General features: G+C 70.7%; 13 protein-coding genes. 5 read left to right on the top strand and 8 right to left on the bottom strand.

What is annotated here, in order from left to right:
* Positions 1-45: 45 nt before the first annotated feature.
* The gene (locus V6S85_RS16660; protein WP_116563573.1) at positions 46-1,998 is read right to left on the bottom strand and encodes a methyl-accepting chemotaxis protein; all 1,953 of its coding nucleotides are present in this window, start codon (positions 1,996-1,998) and stop codon (positions 46-48) included.
* 281 nt (positions 1,999-2,279) lie between these two features.
* Positions 2,280-5,186 (bottom strand): DNA polymerase I, encoded by a 2,907-nt coding sequence (gene polA, locus V6S85_RS16665; protein WP_207780738.1) that lies wholly within the window; start codon positions 5,184-5,186, stop codon positions 2,280-2,282.
* Between the two features lie 141 nt (positions 5,187-5,327).
* Between polA and V6S85_RS16670 the strand changes: the two genes are divergently transcribed.
* Positions 5,328-6,659: a TonB family protein gene (locus V6S85_RS16670; RefSeq protein WP_334349621.1), complete on the top strand. Its 1,332-nt coding sequence runs from the start codon at positions 5,328-5,330 to the stop codon at positions 6,657-6,659.
* A 226-nt stretch (positions 6,660-6,885) separates the two neighbouring features.
* The gene (locus V6S85_RS16675) at positions 6,886-7,080 is read left to right on the top strand and encodes a hypothetical protein (protein WP_165828812.1); all 195 of its coding nucleotides are present in this window, start codon (positions 6,886-6,888) and stop codon (positions 7,078-7,080) included.
* A 76-nt stretch (positions 7,081-7,156) separates the two neighbouring features.
* Here the strand turns inward: V6S85_RS16675 and V6S85_RS16680 are convergent, their stop codons facing one another.
* The 5 genes from V6S85_RS16680 to V6S85_RS16700 are packed head-to-tail and all read right to left on the bottom strand — an operon-like array spanning position 7,157 to position 11,311.
* On the bottom strand, positions 7,157-8,656 hold the full coding sequence (locus V6S85_RS16680) for a sensor histidine kinase (protein WP_116566961.1): 1,500 nt from the start codon (positions 8,654-8,656) through the stop codon (positions 7,157-7,159).
* A gap of 9 nt (positions 8,657-8,665) precedes the next feature.
* A complete protein-coding gene (locus V6S85_RS16685) occupies positions 8,666-9,400 on the bottom strand; it encodes a TVP38/TMEM64 family protein (protein ID WP_116566963.1) in 735 nt (244 codons plus the stop codon).
* Entirely contained in the window at positions 9,397-10,464 is a 1,068-nt protein-coding gene (locus tag V6S85_RS16690) for a quinone-dependent dihydroorotate dehydrogenase (RefSeq protein WP_334349625.1), read from the bottom strand. Before V6S85_RS16690 ends, V6S85_RS16685 begins: the two co-directional genes overlap by 4 nt.
* A complete protein-coding gene (locus V6S85_RS16695; RefSeq protein ID WP_334349627.1) occupies positions 10,464-10,802 on the bottom strand; it encodes a DUF952 domain-containing protein in 339 nt (112 codons plus the stop codon). Before V6S85_RS16695 ends, V6S85_RS16690 begins: the two co-directional genes overlap by 1 nt.
* Positions 10,799-11,311, bottom strand: coding sequence for a SixA phosphatase family protein (locus tag V6S85_RS16700; protein ID WP_334349628.1), 513 nt, complete (start codon positions 11,309-11,311; stop codon positions 10,799-10,801). Before V6S85_RS16700 ends, V6S85_RS16695 begins: the two co-directional genes overlap by 4 nt.
* A gap of 135 nt (positions 11,312-11,446) precedes the next feature.
* Between V6S85_RS16700 and metX the strand changes: the two genes are divergently transcribed.
* From metX to V6S85_RS16715, 3 genes are all read left to right on the top strand, one after another.
* Entirely contained in the window at positions 11,447-12,604 is a 1,158-nt protein-coding gene (metX, locus tag V6S85_RS16705) for a homoserine O-acetyltransferase MetX (protein ID WP_334349629.1), read from the top strand.
* A gap of 142 nt (positions 12,605-12,746) precedes the next feature.
* Complete coding sequence (metW, locus tag V6S85_RS16710) at positions 12,747-13,412, top strand: methionine biosynthesis protein MetW (protein WP_334349651.1); 666 nt, start codon at positions 12,747-12,749, stop codon at positions 13,410-13,412.
* Positions 13,409-14,155 carry an endonuclease/exonuclease/phosphatase family protein gene (locus tag V6S85_RS16715; protein ID WP_116566973.1) on the top strand — a complete coding sequence of 249 codons (747 nt, stop codon included), beginning with the start codon at positions 13,409-13,411 and terminating at the stop codon, positions 14,153-14,155. The genes metW and V6S85_RS16715 overlap by 4 nt, the downstream gene beginning before the upstream one ends.
* 83 nt (positions 14,156-14,238) lie before the next feature.
* Here the strand turns inward: V6S85_RS16715 and V6S85_RS16720 are convergent, their stop codons facing one another.
* Complete coding sequence (locus V6S85_RS16720) at positions 14,239-15,747, bottom strand: phospholipase D-like domain-containing protein (RefSeq protein WP_334349630.1); 1,509 nt, start codon at positions 15,745-15,747, stop codon at positions 14,239-14,241.
* Positions 15,748-15,812 lie beyond the last annotated feature (65 nt).

Here is a 15,812-nt window from a genome sequence, read left to right on the forward strand (position 1 = left end):
GCCCTCGCGAGCCGCCCTTTCCGCTATCGACCAAGCCCTTCGGCTTTAGAACTCTTCCCACTCGTCGACCTTGGTCGCCAGGGCGGTCGAGCCGCCGCCGGGGCGGCCCGGACGGACGAAGGTCTGGGCGCGGGCCTGGGCGGCGTGCACCGGGTTGGCGCGCGGCGCGGCCGGGGCGGCGGGCGCCGAGGCGCGGCCGGCGCTCTCGCCGCCGACCTTGAAGCGGCCGACCAGGGCGGCCAGCTCGCCCGTCTCGCCCTTCAGCGAGTGGGTGGCGGCGGTGGCTTCCTCGACCATGGCTGCGTTCTGCTGAACGACCTGGTCCATCTGGTTCACGGCGGTGTTGACCTGGTGCAGGCCGGTCGACTGCTCGGTGGCCGAGGCGGCGATCTCGGTGACCAGGGCGTCGATGGTGGCGACCTGGTCGACGATGCGCTGCAGGGCCTCGCCGGTCTGGCCGACCAGGGACACGCCCGAACCGACCTGCTGGGTAGAGGTCGAGATCAGGGTCTTGATCTCCTTGGCGGCTTCGGCCGAACGCTGGGCCAGGGCGCGGACTTCCTGGGCGACGACCGCGAAGCCCTTGCCGGCGTCACCCGCCCGCGCCGCTTCCACGCCGGCGTTCAGGGCCAGGAGGTTGGTCTGGAAGGCGATCTCGTCGATTACGCCGATGATGTTGCCGATCTGGCCCGAGGACTGCTCGATCCCGGCCATGGCGCTGACGGCCTGGCTGACGATGGCGCCCGAGCGCTCGGCGTCGGCGCGGGCGGCGGCGACCACGCTGGAGGCCTCCTTGGCGCCGGCGGCGGTCTTGCGGACCGTGGCGGTGATCTCGTCGAGGGCCGCGGCGGTCTCTTCCAGGCTGGCGGCCTGTTGCTCGGTGCGGCGCGACAGGTCGTCGGAGGCCTGGGCGATCTCTTCGGAGCCGGCGCGGATGCCGCCGGTGGCGCCGTTGATGCCGCGCAGGGCGTCCTGCAGGCGGCCGGCGGCGGCGTTGAAGTCGGTCTTCAGCTGCTGGGCCTTGGGAGCGAACTCGGCGTTGATGCGGTAGGTCAGGTCGCCGTCGGCCAGCGAGCCCAGGGCTTCGGCCAGGGCGGTGATGGCGATGCGGTCGACCTCGGCCTCGGCGGCCTTCTCGGCTTCGCGCTCGACGCGCTCGCGCTCGGTGCGGGCGCCGGCGGCGGCGGCTTCCTCTTCCAGGCGCAGCTTGTGGATGGCGGCGTCCTTGAAGGTGGCGACGGCGCCGGCCATCTCGCCGATCTCGTCCTTGCGGCCCGAGGCCGGGACGGCGACGCTGTTGTCGCCCGAGGCCAGGCGGCGCATGGCGGTGGTCATGGCCGCGACCGGGGCGGCGATGCCGCCGGTCAGCATCAGGCCGCCGCCGACGGCGACCGCCAGGGTGACGGCGATGCCGATGGCCAGGACCAGGGTGCTGCGCAGCGAGGCGGCGGCCTGGGCGGCGGTCTCGGCGGCGACGACGGCCTCGGCGTCGGTGGTGATGGCTTCGATGGCCTCCTCGACCGGCTCGACGGCCTTGTCGGCGACGCCGTCGTGCTTGACCAGGTCGATGGCCTGGGCGCGGGTCGCCGGATCGGCGCCCAGCTTCTCGGCCGGCTCGATGGCCTGGGCGCGGTAGTTGGCGTAGGCGGCGTCGACGGCGGCGATACGGGCGAGGTCGGCTTCATCGCCGGCCGCCAGGGTGCGCAGCTCGTCCAGGGCGGCCAGGAACTTCGGCTTGTGGGCCTTCTCCAGGCGGTCGACGTAGTAGGCGTCGCCCGACAGCAGGAAGCCGCGCAGCGAGTTCTCCTGGCGGGTCAGGCGGAAGGCGGCCGTATCGGCGGCGCGCAGGCTGGCGTGCGCCACGGCCGTGCGCTTCACCGAGCCCTTGTAGGCCTGCTGGTTGACGAACAGCGTAATGCCCATGGCCACGATCGCGGCCAGCATCGCGCCGAACACGACCATCAGCTTCTGGGGAATCTTCAAGTCACCAAACCGCACGACCCGCCTCCGGATATCTGCCCCGACGATGTGCGCGACAGCACACGTCCTCGCTGCAAGCTCTGGCGAGATCGCGGTTTCCACGGGATTAACCGTACCGTGGCGGAATGTCGCACCCCGAGACCGCGGTTATATGCCGGTGATCGGCGACGGAGCGCTCCCAACGGCCCAGGGTTGCGCTGTGTAAGGGGTTACCGCAGATAACAAGAGCCCCGCTCCACCTTCGGCAGAGCGGGGGTGCGACAAAAAATCGATCGAAATATTTTCGTCCGGGCCCCGGCCTAGTGCGCCTCGTCCCAGTTGAGGGCCGCGCGGGCCTCGACCGTCAGGGGAACGGAAAGCGCCACGGCCGGCTCGGCCGCGCCTTCCATGACGCGGCGGGCGACGTCGCAGACGGCCTGGGCCTCGTGCTCGGGAGCCTCGAACACCAGTTCGTCGTGCACCTGCAGCAGCATGCGGGCCTCGAGCCCCGCTTCCTCCAGCGCCGCCGGCATGCGGGCCATGGCCCGGCGCATGACGTCGGCGGCCGCGCCCTGGATCGGGGCGTTGATGGCCGCGCGTTCGGAGAACTGCCGCTGGCCCACGGACTTGGCGTGGATGTCGGGGATGTTGATCTTGCGGCCGAAGATCGTGGTGACGTAGCCGTGCTCGCGCACGAAGGCCTTGGTGGCGTCCATATAGGCCTGGATGCCCGGGAAGCGCTCGAAATAGGTCTTGATGTAGGCCCCGGCCTCGCCCTGGCCGATGCCCAGCTGGTTGGCCAGGCCAAAGGCGCTGATGCCGTAGACGATGCCGAAGTTGATCGCCTTGGCCCGGCGGCGGATCAGCGGGTCCATGCCCTCGATCGGGGTGTCGAACATCTCCGAGGCCGTCATGGCGTGGATGTCGAGGCCGTCGCGGAAGGCCTGCTGCAATTGCGGGATCTGACCGATGTGGGCCAGCAGGCGCAGCTCGATCTGGCTGTAGTCGGCGCTGATCAGCACCTTGCCCGGCGCGGCCACGAAGGCCTTGCGGATCTTGCGGCCTTCCTCGGTGCGCACCGGGATGTTCTGCAGGTTGGGGTCCGACGACGACAGGCGGCCCGTCGTGGTGGCGGCCAGGGCGTAGGAGGTGTGCACCCGGCCGGTGCGCTCGCTGATCGCGGCGATCAGGTTCTCGGTATAGGTGCCCTTCAGCTTCGAGAGCTGGCGCCAGTCGAGCAGCACGCGCGGCAGTTCGTGCTCGTTTGCCAGGCTTTCCAGCACGTCGCTGTCGGTCGACCATTGGCCGGTGGCGGTCTTCTTGCCGCCCTTCAGGTTCAGTTCGCCAAACAGCACGTCGCCGATCTGCTTGGGGCTGCCCAGGTTGAACGGGCGGCCGGCCAGCTTCTGGGCCTGCTCCTCGAAGTCGGCCATGCGCAGCGAGAACTCGTTGGAGAGGCGGCGCAGGGTCTCGGGATCGACGCGGACGCCGTCGTTCTCCATCGTCGCCAGCACGCCGGGCATCGGCCGCTCGAGGGTCTCGTACACCGTCAGCAGGCCCTCGGCCGCCAGGCGCGGACGCAGGACGTTGTAGAGCCGCAGGGTGACGTCGGCGTCCTCGGCGGCGTAGGCCGTGGCCTTGTCCAGGGCCACGTGCTTGAAGCTGATCTGGCTCTTGCCCGTGCCGGCCACTTCCTTGAACGGGATGGGCTTGTGGCCCAGCCACAGTTCCGACAGCTCGTCCATGCCGTGGCCGTGCAGGCCCGCCTCCAGCACGTAGCTGATCAGCATGGTGTCCTCGATCGGGGCGACGGCGATCCCCCGGCGGGCCATGACCGCGATATCGTACTTGGCGTTCTGGGCGACCTTCAGCACCGCCGGGTCTTCCAGCAGCGGCTTCAGCGCGGCGAGCGCCTCCTCCTCGGAGATCTGCTCCAGCTTGGCGGGCGCCTCGAAGGCCAGGCCCCCGTCCTGCGGCTTGTCCTCGTGGCTGACGGGGATGTAGCAGGCCTCGCCCGGCGCGATGGCCAGCGACACGCCGCACAGGCCCGCATTGGCCGAGGACAGGGCGTCGGTCTCGGTGTCGAAGGCGACGATCCCCTTGGCGCGGGCCTTGTCGATCCAGACCTGAAGGGTGGGAAGATCCCGCACGCAGACATAGGCCGCGGTGTCGATGGCGACCGGCTCGGCCACCGGATTGGCCGCGGCGCGGGCGGCGGCCGAGACGTAGGAGACGCTGGTCACCGGCGCGGTGACGGCCTTGTCCGAGGGACGGGCCTCCAGCGTGCGCGGCGCGGCCGCGGCGTTGCCGTCGCCGACCCGGCGGGCCAGCGTCCTGAACTCCATCTCGTCCAGGAAGGCGGCCAGCACGGCCTTGTCGGGCTCGCGCACCACCAGGTCGTCCAGCGGCTCGGGCAGGGGGGTGTTGCAGTCCAGCGTGACCAGGGCCCGCGACAGGCGGATCTGGTCGGCGAAGTTGATCAGGGTCTCGCGGCGCTTGGGCTGCTTGATCTCGCCGGCCCGGGCCAGCAGCGTGTCGAGGTCGCCGTACTCGGTGATCAGCTGGGCGGCGGTCTTGATCCCGATCCCGGGCGCTCCCGGAACGTTGTCGACGCTGTCGCCGCACAGCGACTGCACGTCGACCACGTGTTCGGGATAGACGCCGAACTTCTCGAACACCTCGCCCCGGCCGATGCGGACGCCCTTCATGGGGTCGAACATCGAGACGCTGTCGCCGACCAGCTGCATCAGGTCCTTGTCGGACGAGACGATGACGGCCTCGCCGCCGGCGTCGCGGGCGGCGCAGGCATAGGCCGCGATCAGGTCGTCGGCCTCGTAGCCGGGCAGCTCGATGGCCGGCACGCCGAAGGCGCGCGTGGCGTCGCGCACCAGCGGGAACTGCGGGATCAGGTCTTCCGGCGGCGGCGGGCGGTGGGCCTTGTACTGGTCGTAGAGCTTGTTGCGGAACGTCTTTTCCGAGTGGTCCCAGATCACCGCCAGGTGCGTGGGCGCGTCGCCCTGCATGTCGCGCATCAGCTTCCACAGCATGTTGCAGAAGCCTTGCACCGCGCCGACGGGCAGGCCGTCGCTCTTGCGGGTCAGGGGCGGCAGGGCGTGATAGGCGCGGAACAGGTAGGCCGAGCCGTCCACCAGGAACAGGCGCAGGGGAGGACCGTCCTGGGTGAGGGGGCGGGTCTGGGCGGATTCGGGCGCGGCGGCGTCGGTCATGGCGGCGAACATAAGGGGATCGGGCGTGCGCCGGAACCCTTGCCGAGCACGCCTTGCACGGTTGCTGACGCCGGGTGGCTGGGCTATGGCTCAGCCCTGGGTCGAGTTGTCGGGCGGGGGCCCGAGACCCGAGGGGGCGTCGTGTCTTTCATTCGTTTCGGTTCGGTCGCCGCGCTGCTCGTGCTGGCGGGTCTTCCCACGTCCTCGATCGCGGCCGAGGAGGGGCGTCTCGTGTTCGCCGCCCGGCCCAAGGCGTCCGAGATCAAGGCCGCGTTTCCGGCCGGGGCCACGGTGACGGGCGACGCCGAGGTCGAATGCGCGGTCGCCGACAAGGGCGCGCTGGCCGACTGCAAGGTGCTGAGCGAGTACCCGATGAACCGCGGCTTCGGCGCGGCCGCCCTGGGGCTGTCCGATCGCTACAAGGTCAAGGTGAAGGACGAGGCCGGCGCCTCGGCCGTCGGCCGCAAGATCTCCTATTCGCTCGAGTTCCTGGCGCCCGGCGACGCCAATCCCGACTGGGTGCGCAAGCCGACGGGCCAGGACTTGGCGGGCGTCTTCCCGGTCGCCGCGGTGAAGGCCGGCAAGGACGGCCGGGCCGTCATCCGCTGCCGGGTCACCACGGAGGGTTTCCTGGACCGTTGCGTGGTGCTGTCGGAAAGCCCCGCGGGCCTGGGCTTCGGCCAGTCGGCCCTGGCGCTGGCCCCGCAGTTCCTGATGAGCCCCAAGATCCGCGCCGGCCAGCGCATCGAGACCGAGGTGACGGTGCCGATCAACTGGGCGGGCCTGGCCGAGGGCGGTTTCGCGTCGGTCGGCAAGGACCGGCTGATCCTGGATCCGCCGTGGAAGTCGGCGCCCAGCCTGGCGCAGGTCGAGGCCGCCTGGCCCAAGGCCGCCGCGGGCGTGGACAACGGCCAGGCCGCCCTGCGCTGCGGGATCAAGGAAACCGGCGCGCTGGACGACTGCGAGGTGATCTCCGAACTGCCCAAGGGCAGGGGGTTCGGCAAGGCCGCCCTCGGGCTGGCCGACCACTTCAAGGTGTCGGTGGGGCCGGGTGACGCCAAGCTGGTCAAGCTGATCCACGTGGACGTGCCGTTCCGCTTCCGGCCGCCGGGCGCGACCGGCCGCCAGCTGACCAAGCCGCGCTGGATCCAGATGGCCGACGCCGAAGGGCTGGCCATGGCCTTCCCCCAGGCCGCCCGCAAGGCGGGGGTGAAGAACGGCCTGGGCGTGGTGTCCTGCGCGGTGACCACCGAGGGCAGGCTGGCCGACTGCGAGGCCGCGCGCGAGGAGCCGGCGGGCCTGGACTTCGCCGCTTCGGCGATGATCGTGGCGGGCTCCATGCGGATGAACCCGTGGACCAAGGAAGGCGACCCCGTGGACGCCCAGCGCATCCGCCTGCCGATCCGCTTCGAGGGCGGCGGAGACGAGGAAGAGGGAGCCGCCGAGGCTCCGGCGGCGCCGGCCAAGCCCTGAAGTCAGGCTCCGCCAAGGCGGCGCTTTGCAACCGGCGTTCGCCCAAATGAGGCGAGATCGCCCTTAAGGCGCCCCATGCTGGACCTGTGGACGGTTTACAGGCAAAAGCACGTCCGCCCGTGAGGCGGACGTGATCCGTCTGGCGGAACCTGGGAACCTCAGGGCACGTCAGAGGCTTGGTTCCCTACGAGTAAAAGCGCCCTCCCCGACGCGGATACTGTTGAGCATGACCTTGAAGAAGACCATCGCCCTGGGCCTTGGCCTGGGAACTTGCAGCCTTGTGGTCGCCGGCGTCCTGGCGACCGGCGTTCTGGCCCCGCCGTCCGCGCCCGACGCGATGACCAGCGAGCCCGTCGAGCTACGCGCGCCCCTGGCGCCGGCCGAGCAGGGCGCGCCCCTGCCCAAGCAGTACGAGGTCTGAGGCTCGAAGCCTCTCTGACCTCCCGTCATTCCCGCCACAAGGGCGGGAATGATGGAACGCAGAGGCAGGAAGCTCTCTAAGGCTTCGACTTCGCCGGCTCGCCCTCTTCAGGCGCTGGCGCGGGCTCTGGAACCCCCGCCAGGGTCAGGTCGAACACCGAGCCGCCGGGGCCGGTCTCCACCAGCGCCAGATCCCCGCCGTGGCCCTGGGCCAGCTCGCGGGCGATGGCCAGGCCAAGACCGGTGCCGCCGCGGCGCACCGAGCCCACGAACGGCTGGAAGAGGTTGGCCCGCGCCCTTGCCGGCACGCCGGGGCCGTCGTCTGAAAGCCTGAGATGGCTCATGCCGTCGACGCGGCGCAGCTCCACGAACACCCGGCCCTTGCCGCTGCGGTCGGGCGCGCCCTCGATGGCCTCGCGGGCGTTGCGCAGCAGGTTGGTGAGGATGCGGTGCAGCTGGTCTGGATCGGCCTGGATCTGCTCGCGCGGGTCGATCACCGTCTCCAGGGCCACGCCCTGCGGGGCGAGGCCGGAGTCCTCGGCGGCCATCTCCAGCGCCGCGCGCAGGCCCACGGTGCGGATCACCGGCGCCGGCTCCTTGGACTTGCCGTAGGCCATGACATCGCTGGCCAGGGTGATGGCGCGATCCAGGGCCCGCTCCAGGCGCGGCAGGGCCTGGGCCACCTTGGGATCGCCCAGGGCGGCCAGGCGGTCCGAAGCCATCTGGGCGCTGGTCAGCATGTTGCGCAGGTCGTGATTGATCTTGGCCACCGCCTCGCCGAGGGCCGCCAGGCGAGCCTTGGCCTGCAGGGCGTTGCGCAGGTCGGTCTGCATGGCGTCGAGCTCGGCCTCGGCGCGGCCGATCTCGTCGCGGCGGCGCGACACCACGACGCGGGCCTCGGGATCCTCGGGATCGGCGCGGAAGCGCTCCATGGCCTTGGTGATGCGCTGCATCGGCCGCACCAGCAGGAAGTTCAGCGACAGGTAGATCAGCCCGCCGGCCAGGCCCGCCGCGAACAGGGTCACCCCCGCCAGGCGCCAGAAGTTGGCGATTAGGTGGGCCTTCAGCGGGGCGTCCGGCAGCACGATCTCGACGAACTCGGCCTCCTGGCGGAAGCGCGGCTCGGCCATCACCCGCACCAGGCTGCCGGGCTTGCTCTTCAGGGTGAAGAACGGGGCGGCCAGCCATGAGCCGGGGTTCTGGCCGCGCAGGTCGACGAGATAGGGCTGCTCGATGGCGCGCGGCTCGGTGGGCAGGACAAGGCGCCGGGCGCCGTCGACCTGCAAGGCCACGATGACGACGCCGGCCTGGTCGAGCAGGCGTTGGGAGACCTGGTCGGTGACACGGCGCTCGGGATCGGCGTCGGCGATGGTCGAGGCCAGTTCGGCGGCCCGCACGCGGTCGAGCAGCCACTGCTTTTCGAGGTCGGCCAGGGCTGGCGGCAGGATGAAGGCGCCGGCCAGGAACACGAACAGGGCGGTCAGCAGCAGCAGGCGCGCCGACAGGCCGCCGGGCCACGGAAGGCGTCTTCCGGGCGGCTTGTCGGGAGCGGCGGGCGGCGTGACCGGTTCGGCCATTCGTCTGGGTTACTTCACGTCGGCGGCGGGGGCAACGCGGCGCCTGCGCGCGGCCTTCCAAAGCGGGGGCAGCAGGGCCAGCACGCCCAGGCCGATGATCGGCATGTAGATGCGCGGCGAGGCCAGGGTGGCGAGGGTCACCGGGTCGCCTTCGGCGAACAGGTGGCCAAGGCCCGAGCCGATCCCTGCATAGACGAAGGAGCTGGGCGCCATGCCCAGCACCGAGGCCAGCAGGTAGGTGCGCAGCGGGATCTTCATCAGGCCCGAGGCGACATTGACCAGCAGCAGAGGAAAGGCCGGGATCAGCCGCAGGGTCAGGAGGTAGGAGAAGGCGTCGGCCTTGAACCCGTCCTCGATCCGCGTCAGCAGGGCTCCGGGCTTGCGGCGCAGGAAGTCGCCGAAGGCGGTTCGGCAGGCCGCGTAGACCACGGTCGAGCCGCCGGTCACCCCCGTCAGGGCCAGGAACCCGCCCAGCGGTCCGAAGAGAAAGCCGGCGCTGAGCGACAGGATCAGCGCGCCCGGCAGCGAGACCGACACCGTGGCGACGTAGACTGCCACGTAGATCAGCGCGCACTGCAGCGGGTGATGGTGGGCGAAGGCCTGCAGCGCCTCGCCCTCGGCTTGAAGGGTCTCGAGCGACAGCTTGCCGGCCACGCCTGAAGCCAGAGCCGCCACGAGCAGCAGCGCCAGGACCGCCAGCGGTCCGAAGCGTCGCAGCCAGGCCAGGCTCTGGTCGGGGGTCATGCGGTTCCGATCGCGTCCGAAACGCTGGCGAAACCCTCGGCCCGCAGGCGGGCGGCCAGATCCTTCTTGATCCGGACCACCAGGCCTGGGCCGCCATAGACCAGGGCCGAATAGAGCTGCACCGCGCAGGCGCCGGCCTTGATCTTGGCCAGGGCGTCGGCGCCGCTGGCGATCCCGCCCGCCCCGATCAGGGCCACGCGGCCCTTGGCGGCGGCGTGGAACTCGGCCAGCACCCGGGTCGAGGCGACCAGCAACGGCGCGCCCGAAAGCCCGCCGCCCTCGCCCTTCTGCGCCGACTTCAGCGTGTCGGGCCGGGCGATGGTGGTGTTGGAGACGATGACGCCGTTCAGGCCGCAGGCCAGCACGGTCTCGACGATGGCCTCGACCTCGCCCTCTTCCAGGTCGGGGGCGACCTTCAGGAAGATCGGATAGTCGGCGCCGCCTTTCTTCAGGCCCGCGCGCGCCTCGGCGATCCGGCCCAGCAACTCCTCCAGCGCCGCCTTGGTCTGCAGGGCGCGCAGGCCCGGCGTGTTGGGCGAGGAGATGTTGACCGTGAAGTAGTCAGACAGGCCCCACAGCCGGGTCAGGCCGGTGACGTAGTCGCCGATGCGGTCTTCGGCGTCCTTGTTGGCCCCGATATTGGCGCCGAACACGCCCAGTCGGTCGGCATGGGCGTGCTTGCGCGCGGACAGGCGCGCGGCGAAGGGCTCCAGCCCCTCGTTGTTGAAGCCCATGCGGTTGATCACCGCCTGGTCCTGCGTCAGGCGGAACAGGCGCGGGCGCGGATTGCCGGCCTGCGCCAGCGGCGTGACCGTGCCGGCCTCGACGAAGCCGAAGCCGGCGGCCAGCATGGCGTCGGGAACCTCGGCGTTCTTGTCGAAGCCGGCGGCCAGGCCCACGCAGTTCGACAGCTGCAGGCCCGCGACGCTGGTGGCCAGGATCGGGTCGTCGACGCCGCTGTCGCGCGGGCCAAGGCCCCACTTCAGGCCGCGGATCGCCCAGCCGTGGGCGTCTTCGGGGTCCAGCGCGTGCAGGGCGCGGGCGGCGATGTCGTGCAGGGCCATCAGGAAAGACCCAGCTGCGGCACGCCTTCGGCGTCGAGCGCCAGCGGCTTTTCCGACACGGCCTCATCGGGCGAGAGGCTGCGGAAGAGGTGCGGGAACAGGGCCCCGCCGCGCGAAGCCTCCCACTTCAGCTCCGGACCCAGGGCGCTGGCGTCGAAGCCGACCAGCAGCAGGTCTTCCTGGCCCTTGAAATAGAGGGCGGCGGTCTCCTGGGCCTGGTCGGCGCCGGAAAGGTGGATGTAGCCGTCGGCGTGGTCGATGGGCGCGCCGTCAAAGCGGCCGGCCGCCTTGGCCGCGTCCCAGAGCGTCTTCGGGAGGATCTTGTAGACCAGGGTCATTCGCCGCCGTGCCCGCCGTGTTCGGATGCGTAGAAGACGCGCGCCAGCCGCGGGGCGCCGGACGCGTCGATGTCGAAGACCGCCGCCGTGGCGGTGGGGAAACGGCCGCGCAGCTTGGCAAGCTCGGCGGCGTCGGCCAGCCCCCCTTGGGCCAGGCGCAGCGACAGGTCGTGCAGGCCCGGATTGTGGCCGACCACCATCACCGTGCCGGCCGGCGCGTCGGCCTCGCGCACGGCGGCCAGCACCTCCTGGGCCTCGGCGTGATAGAGATTGCGCAGCACCTCGGCGGTCGCGCCCGGAAAGGCGCCGGCGGCGGTCTCCCAGGTCTCGCGGGTGCGGCGGGCGGCCGAGACCAGGACGAGGTCGGGCGAAAGGCCTCGCGAAGCCAGGGCCGAGGCGATCAGCGCCACGTCCTGGCGGCCGCGCTCGGCGAGCGCGCGCTCGAAGTCGCCGCCCTGGGCGGCGTGCCGCTCGGCCTTGCCGTGGCGCATCAGGATCAGACGGTCCATGACGCCCTCCATAGAGCGGTTTTAAAGCTGGGCAAATGGCGAGAAACGCCGTCTTCGTCATCTCCTCATACGAGCCCGTCGCCCAGGCGCAAAGCGCATGGTTGACACCTTCGTCGACAGGCGGTCCAAGGCGACATGGCCGACCTTGATCTGGACGTTTCCGCGCCGCTCGGCGGCGGTGTCTGGCGCTTCCCCGCCGACCGGCCGCTGGTGCTGGATTCCGGGGCGAAGATCAGCGGCCTCGAGGTGGCCTACCAGACCTACGGCTCGCTGAACGAGGACGGGACCAACGCCGTCCTGATCTGCCACGCCCTGACCGGCGACCAGTACGTCGCTTCCACCCATCCGGCCACCGGCAAGCCCGGCTGGTGGACGCGCCTTGTCGGGCCCGGCAGGCCGATCGACCCGGCCCGGCACTTCGTCATCTGCTCGAACGTGATCGGCGGCTGCATGGGCTCCACGGGCCCGGCCTCGATCAACCCGGCCACCGGCGAGGCCTTCGGCCTGTCGTTCCCGATGATCACCATCGCCGACATGGTGCGGGCCCAGGCCATGCTGATCGACGCCCTGGGGGTCGACACCCTGCTGGCGGTGGTCGGCGGCTCGATGGGCGGCATGCAGGTGCAGCAGTGGGCGGTGGACTATCCCCAGAAGCTGTTCAGCGCCGTCGTCGTGGCCTCGACCTCGCGCCATTCGGCCCAGAACATCGCCTTCCACGAGGTGGGTCGCCAGGCGATCATGGCCGACCCCGAATGGCGCGGCGGGGCCTATGCCGGCCAGGGCGCGCGGCCCGAGAAGGGCCTGGCCGTGGCCCGCATGGCCGCCCACATCACCTACGTCTCCGAGCCGGCCCTGCAGCGCAAGTTCGGCAGAGAACTTCAGCGCGACGGCCTGTCCTGGGGCTTCGACGCCGACTTCCAGGTCGAGAGCTACCTGCGCCACCAGGGGGCCAGCTTCGTCGACCGCTTCGACGCCAACTCCTATCTCTACATCACCCGGGCCATGGACTATTTCGACCTGGCCGCGCCGCACGGCGGGGTGCTGGCCAACGCCTTCAAGGCCGCGCGCGACGTGCGGTTCTGCGTGCTGAGCTTCACCAGCGACTGGCTCTATCCGACCTCGGAAAGCCGCCACATCGTCCGCGCCCTCACCGCCGCCGGCTGCCGCGCCGCCTTCGCCGAGATCGACAGCGACAAGGGCCACGACGCCTTCCTGCTGGACGAGCCGGTGATGGACGCGGCCCTGACGGGGTTCATGGCGTCGGTGGAACGCGAGCGGGGGATCGGGCGATGATCGATTTCAAGGAACGTCCCCCCGTGGGGGAGGCGATCGCGCAGCGATCGGTGGGGGGAGTTCTGCAAGGACGATCCGCCGTCGCGGAAGCTGAAAACGGCCCGCCTCCGGCCCTCCGGGCCACCTCCCCCAGAGGGGGAGGATCTTGGTGATGATCCGCGAGGACTTCCGGGAAATCCTCCGCCTCGTGCGTCCCGGCGCGCGGGTGCTGGACGTCGGTTGCGGCGAGGGCGCGCTGCTGGAGCTCCTGACCCGTGAGAAGGAGGTCGACGGCCGGGGGCTGGAGATCAGCGCCCACGGCGTGGCCGCCTGCATGGCGCGGGGGCTGTCGGTGGTGCAGGGCGACGCCGATCAGGATCTCGACCACTTCCCCGACAAGACCTTCGACTACGCGGTGCTGTCCCAGACCCTGCAGGCCACGCGCAATCCGCGCCACGTGCTGGACGAGCTGCTGCGGATCGCCGACCGGGCCATCGTCTCGTTCCCCAATTTCGGCCACTGGCGGGTGCGCTGGTCGCTGATCAGCCGGGGCCGGATGCCCGAGACCAAGGCCCTGCCCATGCCCTGGTGGTCGACGCCCAACATCCACCTGTGCACCCTGGCCGACTTCATGGCCCTGACGCAGGACCTGGGCGTGCGGGTCGACGCCAGCGCCGCCTTCGCCGGAAACGGCCCCGCGCGCGCCATCGACCCGACCAAGGCGCTGGAGAACTGGCGCTCGGAGACCTGTCTTTTCCTGCTCAGTCGCGGAACGCCCGCTGAGCGTGTGGAACCGAGCGCGGTTTCAGGCGATCTTCTGATCCCATGAAGCTGCGGCTGATGACCTACAACGTCCACCGTTGCGTGGGCGGCGACCGCAGGCTCGACGTGGAACGCGTGGCCGAGGTGATCTCGGCCCACGAGCCCGACGTCGTGGCCCTGCAGGAGCTCGACGTCGGCCGGCTGCGCACCGGCCATGTCGACCAGGCCCACCGCTTGGCCGAACTCCTGAAGATGGGCTTCCACTTCCACCCGGCCATGACCGTGGAGGAAGAGCTCTATGGCGACGCCATCCTCACCCACCTGCCCGAGAAGCTGATCAGGTCTGGCCCGCTGCCGTTCTATCGCGCGGTGCCGGGGCTGGAGCCGCGCGGCGCCCTGTGGATCGAGGTGATGGTCGGCGAGACGCCGGTGCAGATCATCAACACCCATCTTGGCCTGATCCCTCAGGAGCAGAAGCGCCAGGCCGCCGCGTTGATCGGCGAGGGCTGGATGTCGTCCGATCGCTGGAAGGCGCCGGGCGTGCTGCTGGGCGACTTCAACGCCACGCCCTATTCGGCCACCTATCGCCTGCTCAAGGCCGCCGCCCGCGACGCCCAGAGCCTGGCCGCCGGCTGGGCCAAGGCGCCCACGGCGACGTTCCCGTCGACCTTCCCGTTCATGCGCATCGACCACGTCTTTCTGACCAAGGGCCTGAAGACGGTGAACGTCTTCTCGCCCTACGACGCGCTGGCCCGGGTGGCTTCGGACCACCTGCCGCTGGTGGTGGATCTGGAGATAGAGGAGGGGTGAAAACCCTCGCTCACCCCTAACCTCCCGTCATTCCCGCCCTTGTGGCGGGAATGACGGGCGGATAGGAAAGGTCGCGGCCCGTCCTACAGCTGCAAATGCTCCGGCGGCGCGGGCGGAGGCGCCGTCAGGCGGTGGAGGTCGTGCTTCAGGCGCTTGCGGCGGCCCCAGGGGCGCCAGGCGTCGTCGGGGGCGATGGCGTCGCCCAGGCTCCAGTCGGCGACGAACTTCTTCAGGCCCTTCAGCGGCGTGACGCCCACCGGCTCCAGCCGGCGCGGACCGGTCCTGCCGTCCAGCGCCTCGATGGCGGGGCCAAGGCCGCCGTGCTCTATGAAGGCCTCCAGCACGATCTCGGTCTCGACCCCCAGGAAATGGCCGATCAGCCGGCCAAGGAAGGCGGCGATGGCCAGGCGCTGGTCCTCGTCGTGGGCCTCGAAGCCGATGTCGCACTCGGTGTCGAGGCCGATCGAGCGGTTGTTGAGGTTGGCCGAGCCCAGGCGCAGCACCCGGTCGTCGGCGACCGCCACCTTGGAGTGGACGATGATCGGCGCGCCCTTGGGCGTGCGGGCGCTGAAGGCGTAGAAGCGCCCGTGGACGTCGACCTCGCGCAGGCGGTTGAGCGCCGCGGTGCGGGCGCTGTCCATGGTGATCTGGTCGAAATAGCTGGGGCTGCGCGCGGGGCCCACCGTCACCACCTCGGGCCCGTCGGGCTCGGCCAGGCGCTCGGCCAGGGCTTCGACCACGATCGGCGAGGTCAGGTACTGGTTCTCGATGTAGATCAGCCACTGGGCCGTGCGGATCATCTCCAGGTGCAGCAGCAGGCACTCGTTGATCTCGGCGTCGCGGCGCCAGTGCGGCTGGGTGCGGGCGATGGCGACCGGCAGGCGGCGCAGCACCGGCGCCAGGTGCTCGGGCCAGGGCGTGACGAGCGGGCGCTGGGGCGGATCGAGGGTCTCGCCGGTTGCCTTGCGCCAGCGCTCGGCGAAGAGCTCGGCCAGCGAGCCGGCGACCGGACCGTCGACCAGGGCGGCGACCTCGTGGCGGGCGGGATAGTGGTGTCCGGTCGGCAGGCGCCGGCGCGGATCGTTGTCGAGGTGGGCGGTGGTGTCCCAGCGATCGACGCCGATGTCGCCGCCGCTGACCAGGGCCGTGACGCCGTCGACGACGACCACCTTCTGGTGATGGCAGGCGCTGGCCGGCAGGGTGTTGTCCAGCCGGTACTTGACCTTGGAGCCGGCGAAGAAGGCCGCGCCCCGCTGCGGGCCGAACAGCTGCGAGGCGGCGATCGGGAACGGCATGTCCCAGGCCAGCACCCGCACGTCCAGCGCCGGGTTCAGCGCCGCCTGCCGGCGTAGCAAGAGGCCGATGCGGTCGGCGTGGATGGGATCGCGGCTCTTCTTCACCCGGTCGGGGTCGAGGCGGGTGAGCGGGTCGAACACCCAGGCCAGGATCCAGATCGAGTGCTTGGCCGACAGCAGTATGGCCTTCAGCGCGTCGAAGGCCTCGTCGTTGTCGATGAACAGCGCCAGGCGCTCGGCGGTCTCGACCCGCCAGCAGGTCGAGCCGGGACAGAAGACGGTTTCGATCTCGGCCATGTCGCCCCTACGCCCGTACTGCTGCTGAAACGCGCCAGGCAGTGTAAGGCTCCGCTTGTGGCCGC

It is taken from the genome of Caulobacter sp. CCNWLW153, assembly GCF_036889365.1.
Taxonomy (GTDB): domain Bacteria; phylum Pseudomonadota; class Alphaproteobacteria; order Caulobacterales; family Caulobacteraceae; genus Caulobacter; species Caulobacter radicis.